Origin of the sequence: Neisseria sp. HMSC074B07, from assembly GCF_001810355.1 — a bacterium.
Taxonomy (GTDB): Bacteria; Pseudomonadota; Gammaproteobacteria; order Burkholderiales; family Neisseriaceae; genus Neisseria.
In genome coordinates, this window is the sequence record NZ_KV800981.1 from 124,517 (window position 1) to 146,163 (window position 21,647).

At 48.5% G+C, this 21,647-nt stretch carries 20 protein-coding genes and 1 pseudogene; 13 read left to right on the plus strand and 8 right to left on the minus strand.

All coding sequences use genetic code 11. From position 1 onward, the window contains the following. Positions 1-741 precede the first annotated feature (741 nt). The 8 genes from HMPREF2726_RS11735 to ilvC all read left to right on the plus strand — a co-directional run bounded on the left by HMPREF2726_RS11735 (position 742) and on the right by ilvC (position 8,674). Complete coding sequence (locus tag HMPREF2726_RS11735) at positions 742-1,857, plus strand: ATP-grasp domain-containing protein (RefSeq protein WP_232203813.1); 1,116 nt, start codon at positions 742-744, stop codon at positions 1,855-1,857. After that, positions 1,847-2,935 carry a GNAT family N-acetyltransferase gene (locus HMPREF2726_RS11740; protein WP_070603461.1) on the plus strand — a complete coding sequence of 363 codons (1,089 nt, stop codon included), beginning with the start codon at positions 1,847-1,849 and terminating at the stop codon, positions 2,933-2,935. Before HMPREF2726_RS11735 ends, HMPREF2726_RS11740 begins: the two co-directional genes overlap by 11 nt. 137 nt (positions 2,936-3,072) lie before the next feature. Continuing rightward, positions 3,073-3,525, plus strand: a complete 453-nt coding sequence (locus HMPREF2726_RS11745; protein WP_070603463.1) for a hypothetical protein — start codon at positions 3,073-3,075, stop codon at positions 3,523-3,525. A gap of 81 nt (positions 3,526-3,606) precedes the next feature. Further along, on the plus strand, positions 3,607-4,599 hold the full coding sequence (locus HMPREF2726_RS11750; RefSeq protein WP_070603465.1) for a Rieske 2Fe-2S domain-containing protein: 993 nt from the start codon (positions 3,607-3,609) through the stop codon (positions 4,597-4,599). Positions 4,600-5,003: 404 nt separating this feature from the next. Further along, on the plus strand, positions 5,004-6,728 hold the full coding sequence (gene ilvB, locus HMPREF2726_RS11755; RefSeq protein WP_070603467.1) for a biosynthetic-type acetolactate synthase large subunit: 1,725 nt from the start codon (positions 5,004-5,006) through the stop codon (positions 6,726-6,728). An 11-nt stretch (positions 6,729-6,739) separates the two neighbouring features. Further along, a complete protein-coding gene (gene ilvN / locus HMPREF2726_RS11760; RefSeq protein WP_003766119.1) occupies positions 6,740-7,231 on the plus strand; it encodes an acetolactate synthase small subunit in 492 nt (163 codons plus the stop codon). A gap of 62 nt (positions 7,232-7,293) precedes the next feature. Beyond that, on the plus strand, positions 7,294-7,587 hold the full coding sequence (locus tag HMPREF2726_RS11765) for a putative quinol monooxygenase (RefSeq protein ID WP_003674893.1): 294 nt from the start codon (positions 7,294-7,296) through the stop codon (positions 7,585-7,587). A gap of 73 nt (positions 7,588-7,660) precedes the next feature. Beyond that, a complete protein-coding gene (gene ilvC / locus HMPREF2726_RS11770; RefSeq protein ID WP_003755457.1) occupies positions 7,661-8,674 on the plus strand; it encodes a ketol-acid reductoisomerase in 1,014 nt (337 codons plus the stop codon). A 219-nt stretch (positions 8,675-8,893) separates the two neighbouring features. Here the strand turns inward: ilvC and HMPREF2726_RS11775 are convergent, their stop codons facing one another. From HMPREF2726_RS11775 to HMPREF2726_RS14545, 4 genes and pseudogenes are all read right to left on the minus strand, one after another. Further along, positions 8,894-9,463 (minus strand): hypothetical protein, encoded by a 570-nt coding sequence (locus HMPREF2726_RS11775; protein ID WP_009312012.1) that lies wholly within the window; start codon positions 9,461-9,463, stop codon positions 8,894-8,896. An 85-nt stretch (positions 9,464-9,548) separates the two neighbouring features. Then, positions 9,549-10,361: a hypothetical protein gene (locus tag HMPREF2726_RS11780; protein ID WP_070603468.1), complete on the minus strand. Its 813-nt coding sequence runs from the start codon at positions 10,359-10,361 to the stop codon at positions 9,549-9,551. Between the two features lie 32 nt (positions 10,362-10,393). Then, the gene (locus HMPREF2726_RS13500) at positions 10,394-10,681 is read right to left on the minus strand and encodes a hypothetical protein (protein ID WP_231286281.1); all 288 of its coding nucleotides are present in this window, start codon (positions 10,679-10,681) and stop codon (positions 10,394-10,396) included. Positions 10,682-10,893: 212 nt separating this feature from the next. Next, positions 10,894-11,002 (minus strand): annotated as a pseudogene (locus HMPREF2726_RS14545) (IS5/IS1182 family transposase); the annotation flags it as partial. 161 nt (positions 11,003-11,163) lie between these two features. Here HMPREF2726_RS14545 and HMPREF2726_RS11785 point away from each other — a divergent pair. After that, a complete protein-coding gene (locus HMPREF2726_RS11785; protein ID WP_009312010.1) occupies positions 11,164-11,985 on the plus strand; it encodes a hypothetical protein in 822 nt (273 codons plus the stop codon). Positions 11,986-12,216: 231 nt separating this feature from the next. On the opposite strand, the gene HMPREF2726_RS14760 is transcribed toward HMPREF2726_RS11785, so the two are convergent. From HMPREF2726_RS14760 to HMPREF2726_RS11800, 3 genes are all read right to left on the minus strand, one after another. Further along, the gene (locus HMPREF2726_RS14760; protein WP_009312009.1) at positions 12,217-13,197 is read right to left on the minus strand and encodes a hypothetical protein; all 981 of its coding nucleotides are present in this window, start codon (positions 13,195-13,197) and stop codon (positions 12,217-12,219) included. Positions 13,198-13,327: 130 nt separating this feature from the next. Next, the gene (gene mfd, locus HMPREF2726_RS11795; protein ID WP_070603470.1) at positions 13,328-17,011 is read right to left on the minus strand and encodes a transcription-repair coupling factor; all 3,684 of its coding nucleotides are present in this window, start codon (positions 17,009-17,011) and stop codon (positions 13,328-13,330) included. Between the two features lie 198 nt (positions 17,012-17,209). Then, positions 17,210-17,539: a DUF6984 family protein gene (locus HMPREF2726_RS11800; RefSeq protein WP_232203811.1), complete on the minus strand. Its 330-nt coding sequence runs from the start codon at positions 17,537-17,539 to the stop codon at positions 17,210-17,212. Between HMPREF2726_RS11800 and HMPREF2726_RS14025 the strand changes: the two genes are divergently transcribed. Beyond that, positions 17,539-17,841, plus strand: coding sequence for a hypothetical protein (locus HMPREF2726_RS14025; protein ID WP_148132520.1), 303 nt, complete (start codon positions 17,539-17,541; stop codon positions 17,839-17,841). The two genes, HMPREF2726_RS11800 and HMPREF2726_RS14025, sit on opposite strands and share 1 nt — an antisense overlap. After that, the gene (locus tag HMPREF2726_RS11805; protein WP_009312005.1) at positions 17,838-18,356 is read left to right on the plus strand and encodes an LIC11966 family surface protein; all 519 of its coding nucleotides are present in this window, start codon (positions 17,838-17,840) and stop codon (positions 18,354-18,356) included. Before HMPREF2726_RS14025 ends, HMPREF2726_RS11805 begins: the two co-directional genes overlap by 4 nt. Positions 18,357-18,544: 188 nt before the next feature. On the opposite strand, the gene HMPREF2726_RS11810 is transcribed toward HMPREF2726_RS11805, so the two are convergent. Further along, complete coding sequence (locus tag HMPREF2726_RS11810; RefSeq protein ID WP_009312004.1) at positions 18,545-19,237, minus strand: VIT1/CCC1 transporter family protein; 693 nt, start codon at positions 19,235-19,237, stop codon at positions 18,545-18,547. A 188-nt stretch (positions 19,238-19,425) separates the two neighbouring features. Between HMPREF2726_RS11810 and HMPREF2726_RS11815 the strand changes: the two genes are divergently transcribed. Together HMPREF2726_RS11815 and HMPREF2726_RS11820 are read left to right on the plus strand one after the other, a co-directional pair. Then, positions 19,426-20,853 (plus strand): acyl-CoA dehydrogenase family protein, encoded by a 1,428-nt coding sequence (locus HMPREF2726_RS11815; RefSeq protein ID WP_009312003.1) that lies wholly within the window; start codon positions 19,426-19,428, stop codon positions 20,851-20,853. A gap of 118 nt (positions 20,854-20,971) precedes the next feature. Further along, a complete protein-coding gene (locus tag HMPREF2726_RS11820) occupies positions 20,972-21,541 on the plus strand; it encodes a hypothetical protein (protein WP_009312002.1) in 570 nt (189 codons plus the stop codon). The last annotated feature ends 106 nt before the right edge of the window (positions 21,542-21,647 follow it).

Here is a 21,647-nt window from a genome sequence, read left to right on the forward strand (position 1 = left end):
TTGAGTCGCGCGGGTCAAGGGTCGTCTGAAAACGAAGACAGAAGACGTTTTCAGACGACCTGATGTCCACATCACACTAAGCTATTTTTAATCAACAGTTTGGGCAATTCAGCCCCATCGGTGCAATTTCGGTAACGCAGGCAGCGGTCAAACCATAATCATCGTTATGATGAAGTCGGTTTGGGAGGGGACATCGGGCTGCGAAGCGGCAAGAAATTGTTTAAGGAATTCAATTAAAGAGGAGGCGTCCTCACTTGGATAACAGTCGGATAAAACCATTTTCCGCGCTTGTCACGGATAGAAAGCGTAGTGTTCAAACATTTGTTTTCAGACGGTTTTGAGTAACGTGTCATCAGTAAAAACGCGCAGGGGATGTTGTCGGAAGAGTAGGGTGGGCGCGATTTGCTGAGGGATGGTATTGTTGTTGTGAAGCATCTGGTATAGATAAGCGGGGTCATTATGTTTTAAAACATACATGCTGGCAAGTGGCTATAAGTACCATAGTTGACTATCCGCAAAGTTTGAGTGGAGAAGCAAAGAAACGGCTTGCAAGCTGTTTACTGATTCGTCCTATTTTCCGTAGGACATATCGGAAAGGCGGCAGAGAGTTTGGGGTAAGGTATGCAGGTCGTCTGAAAACGGTTCATCCCGTTTTCAGACGACCTTTTTTGACAATGTGATACACTGTCATTCTGACGACATAAATTATCGATGCAAAGCCAAACGCTTCAGGAATACAAATTGAACATCCTCATTACTTCTCCCCGCGCGCCCGTTGCGCTGGAATGGGCGCGGTTCGCCAAACGCGGCGGACATCAGGTTGTGTTTTGCGACAGCCTGCGTTTCCCGGTTGGCATTTTTGCCGGATTGGGCGAGTACCGCCGCATTCCCGCGCCGCGTTTGGATTTCGCCGGCTATGCGCGTGCTATGACGGAATTGGTGGCGCAGGCGGATTGTGTGATTCCGACCTGTGAAGATATTTTTTATTTGGCGAAGCTGGATTTGCCGGAATCGGAGCGTGCCAAATGTTGGATGCCGGATCATGAAACGCTGTTCACCCTGCATGACAAATTCCGTTTTTTCGAGCGGATGCCGCAGGATACGGCGGTGCGTTTTCCGGCTACGCGCCGAATCACGTCGGTCGGCGAGGTCGGATACGACAGCGTGAAGAAAACGGTATTGAAGCCTGTTTATTCGCGTTTCGGTCGTTCCGTAATACGCGGCGTAACGGAGGGTCGTCTGAAAAACATCCATATCAGTGCGGATTATCCTTGGGTGCAGCAGGATTTCATTACGGGGCAGGGGGTGTGCAATTATGTGATTTGCGAACACGGCAGCGTGTTGGCGCATGCCGCCTACCGCCCGCGCTACCTGCTCAACGATTCGGCCTCGACCTATTTCGAGCCGCTTTCCGACCCGCGTTTGGACGAATTTGTGACGAAATTTGCCGAGCAAAATGCGTATCACGGACAGGCGGCTTTTGACTTCATTGATGACGGAAACGATTTGTGGCTGTTGGAATGCAACCCCCGCGCGACCAGCGGCCTGCATCTTTTACGCGAGGATTTGATATTTGACGGAGCAGGGCGCTTGCAGCAACGGAAACACAACACGCCGTCCAAACCTTTACGGGTCGGTGCGACCTTGCCGCTGCTTTTCGGTTATCGGGCTTGGAAAGAGGGAAAATGGACGGCGCTTTGGCAGGACTTCCGCCGAGCCGATGATGTGATTGCCGATTTGCCTTTCTATGCGCAATGGCTGGCATTGGGCGAGATGATGTGGCGCAGTATCCGGCATCATAAGCCTTTAACCAGCGCCAGCACTTTCGATATTGAGTTTGACGGCGATGAAAACTGATCTGTCCCACGAATTTTCGGCATTGTTCCGAGACATTCCGCTGCAACGCCTGTTTGCCAATATGAATGCCCGCGCCGAGGTTTTGAATATCGACGGTTTGGATATTCCCTGTACCGTCATCAACCGGATCACGCCTAATTGCTATACCGCGTCGCCGCATTCGGCAATCGTGGATTATGCGAAGGACGAGTTGGTCAAACTGCCCGGCGGGCAGCGTATGCTTGCGGCGAGTTTGTTGTCGGCGTTAAGCGGCATTCTGCGGCTGAATCAGATCGACCGTATGGTGACGCTGAACAATTATTGCCTTTCTACCAATAGCTTCTCTGAGGCTTTTCAGACGACCCCAATGTCGAAGCTGACCCAAGCCGCCGTCGCAAAATGGCCGAAACATGCTTTGTCCGTCCGTTCGCTGAATCCGCGCCAGCATAGGGATTTGATTGAACGGCTGGAACAGCTCGGTTGGAAAATGGTGGTGACGCGGCAGGTTTACATTATGGACGATTGGCAGGCAGTCATGGCAAAAACCAATACCAAACGCGACCGCAAGATATTTAATGACGGACGTTATGTTTTTGAGCGCTTGAGTGCCGACAGCCCTGATGCGGATTTTGAAGCGGCGGTGCATTGGTACAACCGCCTGTATCTGAACAAATATTCCAAGCAAAACGTACAATTTACCGTTGAATTTATGCGCGAAGCCGTATCGCGCGATATCTTGAATTTATTTCTACTGCGTGACGGCAAAACCGGTGAAAGTGCCGGAGTATCAGGCGTTGTCATCGACAGCAATACCGCTACTTCGCCCATCGTCGGCTACGATGATGCCAAGCCGCAAAGTGATGCCTTATACCGCCGCTGCATGACGCGTTCCATGCAAACCTGTATCGAAGCGAATGTCCCTTTAAATTTCAGTTCCGGTGCACCCGATTTCAAAAGGGTACGCGGCGCAGTACCTGAAATCGAATATATGGCGGTCTATACATCCCACCTTCGACCTGCGCGCCGGCTTATTTGGAAGCTGTTGCACCTGTTGAGTCAGGGCTATTACAAAAAAATCCTAATTAAATACAAACTGTAAACGCAATATCGAACTTATAGTAGATTAACTTTAAACCAGTACAGCGTTGCCTCGCCTTGCCGTACTATCTGTACTGTCTGCGGCTTCGTCGCCTTGTCCTGATTTAGTTAAGCCACTATAGTAACACGGAGTACATCATGAAAAAAACGGTTTTACTCATCTGCCTTGCCGCTACGGCGGCTGCATCCGCCGAAACGATATCGTTGGAAGTATCGAACAATCCGGCATTCCGTCAATATTCCGCCAATGCAAAGGTAGAGCCTGCGTTCAAATCCATACAAAACGAATGCGGTGATTTTGCCGTTGCATCTGTTTCGCTTTCTCCGAAAAAGGACGCTAAATATTTCGTCGCAGTCTGCACAATGGGCGGCAGCGCATCGACAGAATTTCAAATCCTATCCAACGAACGCGGCAAATCAAAAGTCTTGTTGGAAGACGGAGGCTATGGAATCAATATCTTGCCGCAACAACATAACGGTTTGCGCGATATCGCCGTTACAGAAGGCAATGCAGGATATTGCACCGAGACGCGTTACCGCTTTAATGGAAAAGCCTACCGCCCCTATAAGCGCAAGAGCTGCCTAGGTTAATCCATGCTGTAAGTTTCAAAAGAGGTGTATCAACATAAAAAAGTTGATTTGCCATCACAATCAAATAAAACGACACAAACCATGAATATAGAAAAAATGAAACGCGCTTGGTATCCGTTGATACCGAGCAAGCAGCTGAAAGACAAACCCGTTCATCGCGAATTGTTGGGACAGCAGCTGGTATTGGTACGGCTGAACGGACAGGCAGCCTGTATGGATGACTGTTGTCCGCATCGGCATGTGCCGCTGAGTGCGGGCAAAATCGTTTCGGGTAAACTCCAATGTTGTTATCACGGCTGGGAGTTTGACGCGCAAGGTAAAGTTTTAACGGTTGTCGGCGGGATGTGTGCTTGTGAAGAAGCTGAGAATGTTCCTACGTTTCCATGCCAAGAGTACGACGATTGGGTGTGGGTTTGCCTGGTTTCCGGCATACCGTTTGAGCCGTATGCCGACTTTGAAGCACCGGAAGGTTTTGAAACCGCCAACGCCGTCCGATACATGGAAGGCGATTTTATCCACGCCATCGAAAACTTCCTTGATCCGACCCATACGCGCTATATTCATGCCAAACTGCTGCGCAACAACGGCAAACAAAGCATGCAAATCAGCCAGAGCCACCACGAACGCGGTTTCGTAACGCAGTATCGCCTCAATCAACAACAAAACGGATTGATTAATAAGCTGTTCGATAAAGGCATTACCGTCAATAATGCGGCATTTACATTCCCGGGGCTGGTTCGTATCGATTACTTCACACCGAACAGTCATGAATATCGGATTTCCGCCTTCTTTATCCCTCAAAGCAAGGGCAGCATGAGTTTGAATGTCCGCGTTCATTTCCCTAAAAGCCGCTTTCCGTTGCCCATCAAATTCCATCTGTTCCGCCCGTTTCTTGAACGTCTGATGGTTCAAGATGCCGCCGTGATCAAAAGCCAATACCATTATCACAAGGAACATTACGCGAATAGACCCTATTGCAGCACCACCAATGATTTGGTAATTGATCATTTGCTGCATCTCTTTTTGGAAAACATGCCGGAGGGCATAGACAAAACGGGAGAAATGAGTTTATAGAGAAAGTGAAACCGGAGGAGAAGGATGGCAGCCTGAGGGTCGTCTGAAAACAGTGTAAAACGGGTTTCAGACGACCCCTTCTATAAAAACTGTCAACAATTTTCATTAATGTATTTTGAATGCTTACATATTTATCTTATAAAAATCAATACTCAATCTTTTCGGTATTCGGATAACGTTAAAAGATGAAAGATTTTGTCTTGATTGAACAGGCGGTTTGCGTTATCGTTTGCATTCTTTCATTCATAAACTCTGTGTTTCATTCCAATTGATTGGACAGTCTGACTGTCGCCGTGTTCCTTCAATGCGCGTACCCTAAACCGCTGCTTGGAGGGCTTGCATTACAGGTGCTGTGGCGAGGCGGGTTGCCCCTATTGGTTTGAAGCCGTATAAAAGAGGTCATTATGCAATTATCAGGTGCACAAATCATAGTGCAAAGTCTCAAAGCCGAAGGTGTAGAGTATGTTTTCGGCTATCCGGGCGGCGCAGTCATCGAAATCTACGACGCTATTTTCCAACTCAATAAATTCAAGCACATCCTGGCACGCCACGAGCAGGCGGCGGTACACGCGGCAGATGCGTATGCGCGCGTCAGCGGCAAAGTTGGCGTTGCGCTGGTTACTTCCGGACCGGGCGTGACCAATGCGTTGACCGGCATTGCCACCGCATACAGCGATTCGATTCCGATGGTGGTCATCAGCGGACAGGTCGGTAATTCGCTCATCGGTACGGATGCGTTTCAAGAGGTGGATACGGTCGGCATTACCCGTCCGTGCGTCAAACACAATTTCTTGGTAACCAACGTCAACGAGCTTGCAGAGACTATTAAAAAGGCATTCCAAATCGCCGCCAGCGGCCGACCCGGCCCGGTCGTAGTCGATATTCCCAAAGATGTAACGCAGGCGATGGCGAAATTCAGCTATCCGCAGGAAGACATCTTTATCCGCTCTTACCAACCTGTCGTGCAAGGCCATATCGGGCAGATTAAAAAAGCCATCCAAATGTTGGCTTCCGCCAAACGTCCGATCGTTTATTTCGGCGGCGGCGTGGTATTGGGCAATGCTTCGGAAGAGCTGACGAAGTTTGTCCGCATGACGGGCGCACCATGTACCGGCACACTGATGGGGCTGGGCGCGTACCCTTCAAGCGACCGCCAATTCTTAGGTATGCTGGGTATGCACGGCACTTACGAAGCCAACCTCGCCATGCAAAACGCGGATGTCGTGTTGGCAGTGGGCGCGCGTTTTGACGACCGAGTCGTCTCCGTTCCGTCCAAATTCTTTGAAAAAGCCAAAAAAGTCATTCATATTGATGTTGACCCGTCCAGCATCGCCAAACGCGTCAAAGTCGATATTCCGATTGTCGGCGACGTGAAAAACGTCTTGTCCGAAATGATTGCTTTGTGGGGCAAGCAGGATGCACCTGCCGCCGACTCTTTGGACAAATGGTGGAAAAACATCGAAGAATGGCGTTCGCGCAACTGCCTGTGGTTTGACAACGACAGCGAAATCATCAAGCCGCAATATGTCGTGCAGAAACTTGCCGAAGTTACCGGTAATTCCGCCATCATCACTTCGGACGTGGGACAACACCAAATGTTCGCGGCGCAATATTATCCGTTCGAACGCCCGCGCCAATGGCTCAATTCCGGCGGCTTGGGTACGATGGGCGTAGGTCTGCCGTATGCGTTGGGTGCGAAACTCGCCGCTCCCGACCAAGACGTATTCTGTATTACGGGTGAAGGTTCGATTCAGATGAACATCCAGGAATTGTCCACCTGCTTCCAATACCATGTCCCGATTAACGTCGTTACCCTCAACAACGGCTACCTCGGCATGGTTCGCCAATGGCAGGAGCTGTATTACGGCAACCGCGAATCGGAAACCTATTTCGATTCCCTGCCAGATTTCGTCAAACTGGCGGAAGCATACGGGCACATCGGCATCCGCGTGGACAAAAAATCCGATGTTGAAGGCGCGCTTTTGGAAGCGGTCAAACAAAAAGACCGTCTGGTATTTATCGACTTCTTGACCGATAAGAAACAAAACGTGCTGCCCATGGTCGGCAACGGCAAAGGTTTGGACGAAATGGTCCTGCCGCCGCATATGCGCGAAAACCCTAAAGCGTAAGGAGAACGACAATGCGACATATCTTATCTGTTCTGATGGAAAACGAATCAGGCGCGATGAGCCGCGTGGTTGGCCTCTTCTCCGCTCGCGACTACAACATCGACTCCTTGGCAGTAGCCCCGACCGAAGACAAAACCCTTTCGCGCATGACCATCGTTACCCATGGCGACGAGCAAGTCATCGAACAAATCACCAAGCAACTCAATAAATTGATTGAGGTGGTCAAAGTGGTCGATTTGAACGAAAGCCGTTTTGTCGAACGCGAACTGATGTTGGTAAAAGTCCGCGCCGTCGGCAAAGACCGCGACGAATTTTTACGCCTGACCGAAATCTACCGTGGCAGCATCATCGACGTAACCGACCGCAGCTACACCATCGAAATCACAGGTTCGACTGACAAACTCGACTCTTTCCTCGAAACCGTCGGACGCGCCCAGATTTTGGAAACCGTACGCACAGGCGCAGCCGGCATCGGCCGCGGCGAGCGTATTTTGAAAATTTAACACCGTCAGGTTTTCAGACGACCCGATAGGTCGTCTGAAAACAGAAACGGCAGGAGAGATTGATGTCAAACATTAAAATCGTCGCGCTGGTTACCGTCAAACCCGAATACACGGAAACGCTGAAACCCTTGTTCCAAAGCCTGGTCAAAGCCAGCCGCGCGGAAGAAGGCAACATCAGCTACGATTTGCATCAGGAAATCGGCAAACCCGAGCGTTTCGTCTTCGTCGAAAACTGGAAATCCCAAGCCGCCATCGACGCGCATAACGCCAGCGAACATTTCCAAGGTTTCGTCAAAGCCATCGACGGCAAAACCGACGCGCTCGAAATCGTTTTGATGGAAGAACTCTCCGTTTAACCCTTTACCCTCAATCCAACTGTCCGGCATCCTCAACACAAAGCCGGAACCCATTTTATCCAAAGGAAATCAAATGCAAGTTTATTACGATAAAGACGCCGACCTGTCCCTGATCAAAGGCAAAACCGTCGCCATCATCGGCTACGGCTCACAAGGCCACGCCCACGCAGCCAACCTGAAAGATTCAGGCGTAAACGTAGTAGTCGGCCTGCGCCAAGGCGGCTCTTGGAAAAAAGCAGAAGCAGCCGGCTTCGAAGTATTGTCCGTAGCCGATGCCACCAAAAAAGCAGACGTAGTGATGATTCTGCTGCCCGACGAAAACCAACCCGTCGTATACAAAAACGAAATCGAGCCTAACCTGAAACAAGGCGCGGTACTCGCTTTCGCACACGGCTTCAACGTCCACTACAACCAAATCGTACCGCGTGCCGACTTGGACGTGATTATGGTCGCCCCCAAAGGCCCCGGTCACACCGTACGCAGTGAATTCCTGAAAGGCGGCGGCGTACCTTCGCTGATCGCCGTTTACCAAGATAAAAGCGGCAAAGCCCGCGACATCGCCCTGTCTTACGCAGCAGCCAACGGCGGCACCAAAGGCGGCGTGATTGAAACCAACTTCCGCGAAGAAACCGAAACCGACCTCTTCGGCGAACAAGCCGTATTGTGCGGCGGCGTGGTCGAACTGATCAAAACCGGCTTCGAAACCCTGACCGAAGCAGGCTACGCGCCCGAAATGGCATACTTCGAATGCCTGCACGAAATGAAGCTCATCGTTGACCTGATTTACGAAGGCGGCATCGCCAACATGAACTACTCCATCTCCAACAACGCGGAGTACGGCGAATACGTTACCGGCGTGGAAGTCATTAACGACAAATCCCGCGAAGCCATGCGCAACGCCCTCAAACGCATCCAAACCGGCGAATACGCCAAAATGTTCATCCAAGAAGGTGCCGTCAACTACGCCAGCATGACCGCCCGCCGCCGCCTGACTGCCGATCACCAAATCGAGAAAGTCGGCGCACAACTGCGTTCCATGATGCCTTGGATTGCCAAAAACAAACTGGTCGACTTGGACAAAAACTAATTCGACTCGGTTCAACCATAAGCAAACCTGCCCGACGATTCGGGCAGGTTTTTTGTTACGTTGAGATTTTGAAAAATCAAAAATTCCAGTGGAGGAAAGGTCGTCTGAAAGACGAATTGACGATTTCAGACGACCCTTTGCTTGAGTTAGAAGTTATCGTGGCTCAGTTCAAAAGAACAATAGCAACGAAGCTTTATCTGTGGTTTGTAGTGTTCTTTTTTATTTATGAATTCCAGGTCCGAAATCGGCTGTGACAAATTCTTGAACAATCATGACCGCGCAGTTGTCTTTACGTTTTTTCATAAAAAGCAGTTTTGCCTTTGCCGGGGCGGGTAACGTAAGAATGGATATGTCTTTACCGTCTAAATGGCCGATAAAACTGGGACTGCCTGCGAACTCTTCATAGTTTGTAGGTGGCAACGGACAGCGGTTATTGTGAAGTTCAAATTCAAGCTGCTTCATCTTGCCTTTTTCAGACGACCATTCAGCAAACGAAATACTACGGATACCGTATTGTTGATATGGATCTTGGTTAACATGGTATGTGCTGTTGAATTGTCTGTCGTTTTTTATAGTATGGTTAGCAGTTCGATTGATTTCATGCGCCAGTTCGGGGATATCAATGCTGCGACCGATTTTATCCAAGTCAATAAAACTGCCATCGCGGGCAGCTTCTACCAAGACCTTAGACAAAGACTTATCGTGCATACGCATGGTTTCCATCGTATCGGCTCGGGCAATATTGGCTGATGTAAGCAGTGCGCAAAATATCAAAAAATAAGATTTCATTTAAATCCTTGTTATTAAATAGAGTTTAAGAATAAAACAAAATTGCCTGCATAGAAGATGAGATATTATGAGGCATACTGATAATTTATTGAAATTTTTCCAACATGATTTTTCTTATGGATGAAAATTTTTTTGATGAATTATGTTTAAGCGCCATATAAATTTCATCATCAATTTTATTTTGAGTTAATATCATATTTTCAATATATGGAATAATTTTCTCAGAGCCGGTTGAGATTAAATAGGCAGTTATCTCGCTATAAATATATGATTCTATGCGAAAATGGTCTAGTTTATTCAATAGTAAAGTCTCAATCGATTTCGAGTAATAGCTTTTTTCTTTTAGAGCATACACAATCCAAGAAATTACTTTCGGATGCTTGCTATTTAAATTTTTTATCAGATATTCTTCAATATAATCTCTTTTGGCAAAAAATGCAGAGCTGAAAGCAGTAGCCATAACGATAGAATATCTATGTATACGCCAAATTAATTGAATTTTTTCCTCTATTGCGCAGAATTCTTCCTCTCCTAAGTCATAATGATGAAACAAATGCCCTAAAGAAGATATCGCTGAGGATTTTACGTTAATGCTTTTATCGTTGCTTATAAAATCAATTAAAAGAGATAAAACATCTTCAAGTTCGGATTTGTTAAGTTTATTCTGAATCTGTCCGAGAATAAAGACAGCAATTTCCCTATGTCGACTATACCGGCTTGTTAAGAGGACATTTTTGACGATATCGCTAATTTCACGATACCGAAAAAATTGCAATCTTCTAGCTGCCTCATATTGAGTTTGAGTATTAGAATTCAGCAGGATATTGAGTAACTCAGTAACTGATAAATCCTTGCATGCCAAATAAGCATCAAAACTCAGAGAATCGTTATTTTTCATATAGTTTGCCTTGTTTGTGTCTAATGCAGGGGCTATCTTGAAAAATGTGATTTGATTTCATGAGTTTTAGCGTTTATATGAACTTCTATAATCCCATGTCCTCCTCTGCGATGAGGATTTAATATTTGGGGAGAGTAGGTAAAAACATAATATTTGTTTTCTGTTTTATCAAGGTAAGTGCTGCATGATATATTGTATTCAGAGATGTTTAATCCTCTAGCCTCTATTTCTTTCATGGAAAGGAATAGAGGTTGGGAATATTCTTTTTCTATCGATAGTTTTTTACCCGAATATCTATAAATCTCAGAAGAATCAGCCATAGTATTTTGCGGGATAAAGAATATGAAGAGTAAAGTAACCAGATATTTTATAAGATTCATTTTTAATATTAACTCGATAGGGTTTAAAATCGAAGGTACCAAGTTTTATAGTTTATAGCAAGCTGTTGGATCAGCAGATGTAGGTTGGGTCGTGATCCAACATTCAGGTTTTTGTTGGGTTTGCCAACCCAACCTACGCTTGCTTGCTACCATAGGTATAGTGGCTTAACTTTAAACCAGTACGGCGTTGCCTCGCCTTGCCGTACTATCTGTACTGTCTGCGGCTTCGTCGCCTTGTCCTGATTTAGTTAAGCCACTATAGTAATGCGGGAAGCAGTTTAAAAATTTTGCCAGGCTATGTTTTAGGGTATCGCATTCAGGTGTGACCCCCCGTTATGCTTGTCTATGCGCAGTATAAATGATTTGGTATCTAGATATTCATTCAATCTCCAAATTTCGCTGTTTATTAAGGGTTCAATATAATGCCTTATATTCTTTTTCTATTTTGCCTATTATCATCAGTATGGTTAACTTATATCTGTGTGAAAAAATATTGTAAAAGCAGGCTGGCCAAATTTTTGGGCGTACCTATTTTATTCTTTCTGTTTCTTGGCCTGAACCCTGTTTACCATTTCGCAAACAAAGCTTTGCGTCCGACGCATACAGCGGAGGAATTGATGATGGAAGATCCAGGAAACCGAATGATATTCTTAATATTCAAAGACAAGTTTCCGCAAGATTATGCCCAAATCGTGGCGAAAGCCGAAGATTTTATGAAATCAAAAAATCATGAACAAGATATGCGTTTTTTTCTCTCAGAAACAATAGACATCATGTTAAGAAAATTGCCTTATGCAGATGATGACAACTTAATTGCTATGTTTCAGGAAGATATGCAGTTGCGTACCAAACTCCTGAACGAAAACGACACGGTAAACTGCTTTTATTTGGAGTATCCTCATTTAGCTCCTGATATTTCGCTTTTTTCAAAGCAAATGAAGCCCTATTTCGCCTCTATAAAACAAGCTAGAGTACGAGCTTTGCAATCTGCCGATATTCATCGAAAAATGCCGGACGAAACTGAAATAGCGCAAACACAAGATAAAGTAAATCAGATTTTATGGAAGAAATATAGTGAACAGGAGTTGGCGGTAATCAATAACGAGAATGAGGATGAAATAAAGCAATATACAGCTGAAGAGCAGGCTTTGATGTGCCGTTTTACAATCGATACAATGCAGGTGATATTAGAACAGCCTAAGCATGAGGCTGCCGAACTGCTTCGTTTTAATTTGAGTCATTGAGGAACGATCTGTTGGATATTTTTCCCAATAAATCTCTTAGGCTTAAAACAGATTACATTGATAGGTACATTAAAGCAGCCGTGGATTCGGTACTCGAATCTGACATTTTTGGTATTTTCAGACGACCTTTTTATACTGCTTCTGTATTTATACTTAAAGCAGATGTAGGTTGGGTCGTGACCCAACATTCAGGTTTTTGTTGGGTTTGTCAACCCAACCTACGCTCGCTAATTACTCACCATCACATCCATATATATCTGAAGATTTCGGATATATAACTTCTAATAAATTATAAATAGATTCAACTTCATTAATATATGATATATCAGAATTATAATATTTAATACTCTCTCTTCTAGCTGTATATAGGCTATGATTTTTATCTTGGGTATTATTATATTTATCTTTGTATACTTCGTTATATTTTTCAATTAAGATACATGCCCCTTTTTTTACGCTATCTTGATTAGATAAATATACGTCTGAAGTTACCTGCATGATGCCGGATGTTTTAATTCTACCAGTCCAAAAAAATAATCTTTCCATAAGCCTATACAATATATGTCTATTAAAGTCTTCATAAATTAAAATCGAATATATTAATGCTTTTTGCTTTTCAATAGTGCTATTATCTATACCAGTCCCAATCGCTTCCTCAATAATAGAACCATATTTATGAGAAAAACGATTGTGCTTATGCTTTACATAATTTAATTTTCTATTATTATCTAAAGATGATATTGAAATATCTTTAATAACTTTATATATGTAACCAATAACCGCAAACCACAATGCCGTTGTAATTTCTTGTTCCGTCGGCAAGGGAAAGTATCTTTTTTCAATAAAATTTTTATAAACAATGTATGATACAAATATAGAAATAAAAGCTATTAGAATATGCTTTATCCAGTTTGTAATTTTTAATCTACCTATAATTAAGATAAAAATAAATCTTATTAAGAAATAAAATATTGTTGTTATATAAATATTTTTTGTTAAATAAAAAAGATTTATTTTATCTAGAAAAACTGACAATACTAATATAAAAGCAACAGGAGTAAAAGATCGATACAATATATTAAATATAGGTTGTTCTTCACTACTATCAAATGACAATTGATAATATCCAAATTTTATTGATCTCTTACCAAACCAATTTGATATAAAGAATAATAAAAAAGAAAATAATAAATTAAATAGTAAATTATCCATAATACACCCCTTATGCATAAATTATAAGAAAATAATTAATAATACAGCCTAGTGCAGACTACTTTTTTGCTGTTTCAATGCCTTTAAAAGCAGCCTACACCTTTTTCAGACGGCCTTTTTTCCTCCATCCTTACTTAACTATCACCCTGTCTTTCAAAGTCTTCAACACATTCTTCACGGTGTTAATCCTGACTTCGATATTTTCCATCTCGGCTGTAAATCTTAACTTATCCGCTCCAGCCAGCCGGTATTTTTTATCTGTCTGAATCAGCAGGATGATTTCTGTCGGGTCGATTTGGTGGTGTTTGCCGAAGGTAACGGTGACGGCTTCGCTGGTGGCGTCGATGGCGTCTATGCCCAATTCTTTTGCGGCAAGCCGCAGGTGGTGGCTTTCGATGAGGGTTTTGACGGGTTGTTCGGGCAGGCCGAAGCGGTCGACGAGTTCTTCGTGTATGGCGTTGATTTGCTGCACGGTTTCGCAGACGGCGAGGCGTTTGTAGAGGACGAGCCGTTCGTGGATGTCGGGGCAGTAGCTTTCGGGCAGCAGGGCGGGGTTGTGCAGTTTGATTTCGGTGGTGATGCCCAGCGGTGCGTCGAGGTCGGGCTGGCGGCCTTTTTTGAGGTCGCGCACGGCTTGTTTGAGCATTTCGGTGTAGAGCGTGAAGCCGACCTGTATCATTTCGCCGGATTGTCCTTCGCCGAGGATTTCGCCGGCGCCGCGGATTTCCAAATCCTGCATGGCGAGGGTGAAACCTGCGCCGAGTTCGTCTGCCGCCGCGATGGCGTCGAGGCGTTTTTCTGCGTCTTTGGTGATGTATTCGGGTGTGAGCAGGTAGGCGTAGGCTTGGTGGTGGCTGCGGCCGACGCGCCCGCGAAGCTGGTGCAGTTGCGCCAGTCCGAATTTGTCGGCGCGGTTGATGATGATGGTGTTGGCGTTGGGGATGTCGATGCCGGTTTCGATGATGGTGGAACAGAGCAACACGTTGAATCTTTGCTGCAAAAAGTCGCGCATGACTTGTTCCAGCTCGCGCTCGCGCAGTTGTCCGTGCGCTACGCCGATGCGGGCTTCGGGCAGCAGGGTTTCCAGCCGCTCGCGCATGTTTTCGATGGTATCCACTTCATTGTGCAGGAAAAATACCTGCCCGCCGCGTTTGAGTTCGCGCAATACGGCTTCGCGCACGCTGCCTTCGCTGAAGGGTTTGACAAAGGTTTTGACGGCGAGGCGGCGGCTGGGCGCGGTAGTAATCAGCGAGAAGTCGCGCAGGCCTTCGAGCGCCATGCTGAGGGTGCGCGGAATCGGTGTGGCGGTCATGGTGAGGATGTCGACATTGGCGCGCAGGCGTTTGAGCTGCTCTTTTTGGCGCACGCCGAAGCGGTGTTCTTCGTCAATGATGACTAGCCCTAAGTTTTTGAATTTTATGTCGTCCTGCACCAATTTGTGCGTGCCGATAACGATATCGACCGTGCCGTCCGCCATGCCTTCGAGCGCGGCTTTGGTGGCTTTGCTGTTGTTGAAACGCGAAAGGCTGGCGACTTTTACGGGGAAATCGGCGAAACGGTCGGCAAAGTTTTGCGCGTGCTGCTCGACCAAAAGCGTGGTCGGGGCGAGTACGGCGACTTGTTTGCCGCCCATCACCGCCACAAACGCGGCGCGCAGGGCGACTTCGGTTTTGCCGAAACCGACATCGCCGCACACGAGGCGGTCCATCGGCTTCGCCTGCGTCAAATCTTTAATCACGGCGGCGATGGCGGCGGCCTGGTCTTCGGTTTCTTCGTAGCCGAAGCCGTCGGCAAACGCCTGGTAGTCCAACTCGTTGATTTCAAACTTGTGTCCCGATTGGGCGACGCGTTGGGCGTAGAGGTTGAGCAACTCGGCGGCGGTGTCGCGCGCCTTTTCGGCGGCTTTGCGCTTCGCCTTGTTCCACGCGCCGCTGCCGAGCTTGTGCAGGGCGACATTTTCATGCGCCTGGCCGGAGTAGCGGCTGATTAAATGCAGTTGCGAAACAGGCACATAAAGCTGCGCTTCGCCCGCGTATTCGAGCAACATCATTTCGTTGGTTTCGCCGCCCAAGTCCATCGTTACCAAGCCCATATACCGCCCGATGCCGTGTTCTTCGTGAACGACGGGATCGCCGATGTTGATTTCGGCAAGGTCGCGCAACAGGCCGTCTGAAACGGCGGCGTGTTTCTTGCGGCGGTTGTGGACGCGCGAACGGGCGACGTATTGGTAGAGGTCGGATTCGGTGATGACGGCGATGGCACTTTGAGCGGCAACCGCTTTGCCCTCTCCCCAACCCTCCCCCACGGGGGAGGGAGTAGGCTGCTGTTGGATTTGCCCATGCAGACTACTTTCGACGGGGTGCAGGCTGCTTTCAGTTTTCAGGTCGTCTGAAATGGCTGCTGCATTCTGTTCCCTCTCCTGCGGGAGAGGGCTAGGGAGAGGGTTTGTTACGGCTGCGGGAAATTTGGTTTGAGCGGCAACCGTTTTGCCTTCTCCCTCGGAGGTGGGAGTGGGTTGCTGTTGGCTCGGAGAGTTCAGCCCGCCCAGTTTGAATCCGTATGCCAACGGCGCAACTGTAATCATCAGTGGCTCGTGTGCCGATAAAAAGCCCTGCCAGTCGGACACAGGTTTGGCTTTCAAACCGTTTTGCTGCAAGAAGCCGAGCATGGTTTCGCGCCGTCCCAAACTTTCGGCGCACAGCAAAATCCGCCCGTCAAAGGTCGTCTGAAAATCCTTCAATGCCTGCAAAGGCTCGTCGGATTGGCGGTTGACGGCAAGGTCGGGCAGGGTGTGTTCCTTGCCGGAAACATCGGGCAGCACTTGTCCGTAGTTTTTCAGACGACCTGCGAACACATCGGCAGAGAGATACAAATGCTGTGGAAGCAAAGGCGGATAAGTTTCGTCGCCCTGCGCCATGGAGTAACGCGATTTGACATCGCTCCAAAAGCGGTTGGCTTCGGCGTGAACGTCGCCCAAAGAGACAAACAGCGCATCTTCGCCGACGTAATCAAACAGCGTTTCCAGCTCGTTTTCAAAAAACAGCGGCAGATAATATTCCACGCCTGCGCCGAAATGGCCGTTGCTGACGGCTTTGTACACAGCGGCATCGTTCGGATTACCATCGACTTCCTCGCGGAAGCGGCTGCGGAAGATTTTTTGCGCCTCGCTGTCGGTGGGGAATTCGTGCGCCGGCAGCAGGCGGATTTCGGAAACGGGGGAAATGGTGCGCTGCGTGTCGGTGTCAAACGTTTTAATGCTGTCGATTTCATCGTCGAACAAATCGATGCGGTAAGGCATCTCGCTGCCCATCGGGAACAAATCGACAATACCGCCGCGCACGGCAAACTCGCCCGCCGCCACGACATGGGAAACATGGTTGTAACCAGCATCCACCAAATCGCTTTTCAGACGGCCTATATCCAGAGTCTGCCCCGTTTTCAGCCAGAACGTGCGCCCCGCCAGAAACGGCACGGGCGGCAGCTTCTGCATCGCTGTGGCAACCGGTACGAACAGCACGTCCGCCGCGCCGCTCTTAATCTGCCACAACGCTGACAGCCGCTCTGACACCAAATCCTGATGCGGCGAAAAACGCTCGTAAGGCAGCGTTTCCCAGTCCGGCAGGAACACCGCCGTATCGTGCGGACGGAAAAACCGCCATGCCGTCTGAAGGCGCAACGCCTGTTCCGCATCTTGGGTCAGCACGACTTTGAGCCGCTTATGCGGCAGATAACGCGCCAAAGCCAGCGGCAGCGAGCCTTGCGAAAGATTGGGCCAACGGGATTTTTCACGGGGTTTGGGGATAGGGTAGTTCATGGCGTAGGGACAATGGCTTGCGGCAGCCGGAAAAAATTTCGGGCTGCCGTGGTGGGTTGTAAAAGCGGAATTTTAGCAGATTAAAAGCGGGTATAAGGGATAGGATGGTTTGGTTGGTTTTCAGACGGCCTTTTTATGCCAGAGGGTCGTCTGAAAATGCTTGTCCGTAAAAACCGATTGAAATGGATAGACTGAATATTACGGTTTGTCCGGATAAGCCAATAACGGGCTGAAGTCCGCTTTCCAAATATCCAGTTCATGCAGTTGACCGTCGCTGTAAGAATATAGGGTTGCCAAAACCGGAATGCCGTCTTTATCGTGAAACAGGTATTCGGCGATTGGGATGATTTTTAGCGGGCGCGTTTGGTTTGTATCGCTGGAAAACAGAAAACTGCCCATCGCGCCGTCGTCGAGCGTAGTGACGCTGTTGGAAAAACGGGTTTCCAATCGGGCATATTGAGGTTTTTTGTTGGACAGAAGAAGATTCAACAAATTGGTTTCGTCTGCCGTCATCGGGCGTTTGTTCAATGGTTCAACTCCATGTATCTGCTGAAAAAGGGATTGTTCGTTCGGATGTTTTCAGACGACCTTTGGCGGCAGGAAGTTATTCTAACGGATGCAAACCGGCAAAGACAGCGGCTGCTTTTTCAGACGACATGCAAGGGTTTGTGATAAGGTATAAAACGGACCTATTTCTGGGAACGAGGTCGTCTGAAAACGGAGGGGAAGGGTATGCCGCAGCAGAAGTGCAGGCAGCAGGCATTTCAGATTTGCGTTATACTTTTCCCCGTCTGTGTACTTTACTTATGAGAAAGGCAGCAAAATTATGATCTTAGAATTCATTAAAAAACTGTTTGGCGCTACCGGTGGCGCATCGTCTTCGCCAAAACGCGGCGGCTGGAATGAGGAAGAGGGCGTGTATTACGCCAAAGGCAGCTACGATAACGCAGTAGAGTACAACAATGAGTTGATGTGCATTGCCAATTTTATGCTCTACCATATGGAAGACATGAACCAGGCAATGGACAAACGCGATTACGCCCAAGCCGAAAAAGTCCGTGTGCAGTGGATAGCCGCGATTCCCAATTACATCGCACAGGCCGATAAATTGGGTGCATACAAAGGCGATGCTTCCCTGTTGAATGCTTTGAAAAGCCATCTGCGTTTCTTTAGCGATTTGATGGAAGACGGCTATAAAAAGCTGATCCAAATCCGCGCTTCCGGCAAACACGGTTCGGAAGAAGATGAAGAGCAATTGGACGAGAACAACGAGAAAATCTTGGACAGTACCGATAAGTTCAATGAAGTGAGCGATGAGTTTTTGGAAAAATTCGAAGACGAATAAACCGTATAGGCGAATTTTGTAAAACGCTATCCTAAAACCAAAAATCCTCTAAATTCCTTACGACAGAATTTAGAGGATTTTTTTCATAAGCCGTTTTCTATAAAAACATAGAGAACCGCTGATTGTCAAAAAGGTCGTCTGAAAACCGGTATGGCGGGTTTGGCTACAAGTTTTCAGACGACCTCCGTTCAAACTGCTACACCCGCCAGTTTGCCGATCATACCCGTAACCACCAACGCCGCCACACCCCACAGGCACACGCGCAAGACGGCGGGAGCGACAGGTGCGCCGCCGAGTTTGGCGGAGGCGTAACCCAGCGCGGCGAGTCCGCATAAAGTGGTTGCCGCCAGCGTAGGGATCAGGGCGGCGGGAGCGGTCAGCGCGACCAGCAGCGGCAGTATCGCGCCGGCGCAGAACGAACCGGCGGAGGCAAGCGCGGCCTGCATGGGCTTGGCGGCGGAGGTTTCGGTGATGCCGATTTCGTCGCGGGCATGGGCGGAGAGCGCGTCGTGTTCCATCAATGCCTGTGCGACTTCGGCGGCAAGCGCGTCGGACAAACCGCGGCGGCGGTAGATTTCAGTCAGTTCTGCCAGTTCGGCATCAGGATTGGCTTCCAATTCGTAGCGTTCTTTGTGCAAGTCGGCTTTTTCCGTGTCCGACTGGCTGGATACGGAAACATATTCCCCCGCCGCCATCGAGACTGCGCCGCCAATTAGGGCGGAAACGCCCGTCAGCAGCAGGGTTTGGAAATCGGGGGCGGCGGCCGCAACGCCGGTCAGCAGTGAGGCGGTAGAAATCAGGCCGTCGTTCGCGCCCAATACGCTCGCGCGCAGCCAGTTGTTGCGGTTGCTGAAATGGCGTTCGCTGTGTTGTGAATACATGGCAGTGTTCCGGCGGTGTTTTGCGCTATGGTAGCACCGTATCGGTTTATCGGGGCGGCGTAATCATGCGTTTGCACGCTGAAAATCCGTCCACACTTGATAATCATTGTCGCTTAAACGGGTTTGTGGTATAAATCCTAGAAATTTAGCTCTAAACTCTAATAACTGCCGATTAACCGAGAATCATGATGACACACACCGAATCAAGCGCGCAGCCGTCAACTATGGACACGGCTGCTTTTTTAAAGCACATCGAATCCGCATTCCGCCGCATTTTTTCAGACGACCTCAACCTCATGCAATACCTGCCCGAAGACAAATGGCTTGCCTTGAAGCAGGCGGGTTTGCTGTTGCCCTTCCTCGACAAAAAACACGGCGGCCGCAAGGGCAGCCAGTTTGAAATCCAAGAAGTCCTGCGGATTGCGGGGCATTACGGCGTGCCCGTTACCCTGCGTACCGGCATCGAAGGCGCGCTGGTGTTGCAGCCTCTGCAAGAGTTTGGCGACGAAGCGCAAGTCGCGCAAGGTTTGGACATGGTTTTTAAAGGCGAGGGCGGCGGTTTGGGCATTACCGAACCCGAAACCTCCGGCGCGGCGATTGCCCGCGAAATGCAGTCCTACTACGAATACATCGACGAACAAACGATTTACGTCAACGCCGCGAAATATTGGCAGGGCAACTCGCAAAGCGACTTTCTCCTCGTCGCCGCCAAAGAGCGCAAAAACGGCAAACTCTCCAAAGTCATCAACCTGTTGCTCGTTCCCAAGCAATACATCCGCTACGAAGCCCTCGCATCCGAAGGCCTGCGCGCCGTCCGTTACGCCGTCAACCGCATTGATGCAGAAATGCCTGCTGCCGCCGTCATGAAACTCTCGCAGAGCGACGCCGCCGGTTTGCGCGCGTTCCAAAACATCTTTATCCGCAGCCGCCTGCAACTGATCGGCATGACGCACGGCATCATGGAATACATCATTGACAACCTGAACCGATATGTCCGCCACGACATCAAATTCGTCGATTATGAACGCCGCGAAATCCAACGCCGCCATCAGGTTTCCGAGATTCTTTACCGCTACGTCTGCCATTGCGTTTCGCCCGTTGCCCCCGTCGCCCATCAGCTGATGGAGGCAAACATCATCAAAACCCTCGCCACAGAATACACATACGCCGCCGCGCAAATGTTGCAAAAACTCTTGGGCGCAAAGGGTTTTGAACGCGGACACACCGCCAGCAATATCGCTATCGACATCCGCCCCTTCACCATCTTCGAAGGTCCGAACGATATGCTTTATGCCGAAATTTACGACCAGTTCGTCCGCGCCACCGCCGAAGAAAAAGAAGCAGGCATTAAGTTGGACAAAAACCAAACCCTGCTTGACCGTCTGCAAACCGACGCCCGCTTTGCCGCCGTTGCCCGCGACTACACTTTGCCCGAAGACATCCGCAGCTTCCTGCAGGAACGCACCTTGACCGACGCCTGTGCCTTGCAAAAAGTCTTCATCGGCAAAATCATCGCCCGACTCTTCACCTTCGTGCAGGCGGAACACGAAGACACCGCAGCCTTCCTGTTGAACGACATCCGCAAAGACATATTGGACTGCCGATATTGCGGTTGATGGTTTAAGGCAGAGAGGTCGTCTGAAATCGGTTTTCAGACGACCTTGGGCGGATTTTTATGCTTTCGATTCAAAAGCGATTTCATTGCGAAAATCAAATGAATCAAGTGCTTTAGTCATGTTCATTGACTTTCAGACGACCTCCGAGCCCATGACCCTCTCCAAACTTCCTCTTTGGCAGACTCCCGAACAAGTCTGCGACATCTTACTTGTGCTGCAGGAAAAGCAGCGCAATCGTGCGTTGTACGAACTCGTTTCCCTTTTTGATCATGAAAACCCGCAAGGTCGGACGGAAGCCGAAAGTCAGCTTGCCGCCCTGCGCCTGCTGTGGCATGACCCGCGTTTTCAAGCTTTGGAAAACATCAGACATTGGCTGCGCGATGTGCTTGGGTTGGACGAGTCAAACGGTTCATGGCTTGCGTTGCAGAGCGACATTGAAACGCTGATGGAAATGCTCCATCCCGAAACCTGCCGCACTTACGGAGAATACGGCGGTATGTTCAAAAGCGCGCAAACGCTCGAACCTTTTGTCGCCCGAATGTTCGAGCGCGATACCGAAGCCTCGCGCAGCATGGCTTGGGACTGTCTGTATTGGAACAAAGAGCTCCGCTGTTTACGCCCCGATTGGGATGAATGGTTGAAAGAAGAAATCCGAAATCTGCACGATAAATACGGCGAAAACAAATAGCCGCCGCAACTGATTCAGGTTGACTGAAAGGTATTTCTGACTTTGAGCGGCTGAAAATCAAACCCGACTGTTTTTTATAGTGGATTAACTAAATCAGGACAAGGCG

What these genes read in the sequence shown, in the direction of transcription:
- HMPREF2726_RS11785 (WP_009312010.1), top strand. Translation starts at nt 11,164, where the DNA reads ATGCCTTATATTCTTTTTCTATTTTGCCTATTATCATCAGTATGGTTA.
- ilvB (WP_070603467.1), top strand. Translation starts at nt 5,004, where the DNA reads ATGCAATTATCAGGTGCACAAATCATAGTGCAAAGTCTCAAAGCCGAA.
- ilvC (WP_003755457.1), top strand. Translation starts at nt 7,661, where the DNA reads ATGCAAGTTTATTACGATAAAGACGCCGACCTGTCCCTGATCAAAGGC.
- HMPREF2726_RS13500 (WP_231286281.1), bottom strand. Translation starts at nt 10,681, where the DNA reads ATGGCTGATTCTTCTGAGATTTATAGATATTCGGGTAAAAAACTATCG.
- HMPREF2726_RS11740 (WP_070603461.1), top strand. Translation starts at nt 1,847, where the DNA reads ATGAAAACTGATCTGTCCCACGAATTTTCGGCATTGTTCCGAGACATT.
- mfd (WP_070603470.1), bottom strand. Translation starts at nt 17,011, where the DNA reads ATGAACTACCCTATCCCCAAACCCCGTGAAAAATCCCGTTGGCCCAAT.
- HMPREF2726_RS11815 (WP_009312003.1), top strand. Translation starts at nt 19,426, where the DNA reads ATGACACACACCGAATCAAGCGCGCAGCCGTCAACTATGGACACGGCT.
- HMPREF2726_RS11765 (WP_003674893.1), top strand. Translation starts at nt 7,294, where the DNA reads ATGTCAAACATTAAAATCGTCGCGCTGGTTACCGTCAAACCCGAATAC.
- HMPREF2726_RS11745 (WP_070603463.1), top strand. Translation starts at nt 3,073, where the DNA reads ATGAAAAAAACGGTTTTACTCATCTGCCTTGCCGCTACGGCGGCTGCA.
- HMPREF2726_RS11750 (WP_070603465.1), top strand. Translation starts at nt 3,607, where the DNA reads ATGAATATAGAAAAAATGAAACGCGCTTGGTATCCGTTGATACCGAGC.
- HMPREF2726_RS14025 (WP_148132520.1), top strand. Translation starts at nt 17,539, where the DNA reads ATGGTTCAACTCCATGTATCTGCTGAAAAAGGGATTGTTCGTTCGGAT.
- HMPREF2726_RS14760 (WP_009312009.1), bottom strand. Translation starts at nt 13,197, where the DNA reads ATGGATAATTTACTATTTAATTTATTATTTTCTTTTTTATTATTCTTT.
- HMPREF2726_RS11820 (WP_009312002.1), top strand. Translation starts at nt 20,972, where the DNA reads ATGTTCATTGACTTTCAGACGACCTCCGAGCCCATGACCCTCTCCAAA.
- HMPREF2726_RS11780 (WP_070603468.1), bottom strand. Translation starts at nt 10,361, where the DNA reads ATGAAAAATAACGATTCTCTGAGTTTTGATGCTTATTTGGCATGCAAG.
- HMPREF2726_RS11805 (WP_009312005.1), top strand. Translation starts at nt 17,838, where the DNA reads ATGATCTTAGAATTCATTAAAAAACTGTTTGGCGCTACCGGTGGCGCA.
- ilvN (WP_003766119.1), top strand. Translation starts at nt 6,740, where the DNA reads ATGCGACATATCTTATCTGTTCTGATGGAAAACGAATCAGGCGCGATG.
- HMPREF2726_RS11810 (WP_009312004.1), bottom strand. Translation starts at nt 19,237, where the DNA reads ATGTATTCACAACACAGCGAACGCCATTTCAGCAACCGCAACAACTGG.
- HMPREF2726_RS11775 (WP_009312012.1), bottom strand. Translation starts at nt 9,463, where the DNA reads ATGAAATCTTATTTTTTGATATTTTGCGCACTGCTTACATCAGCCAAT.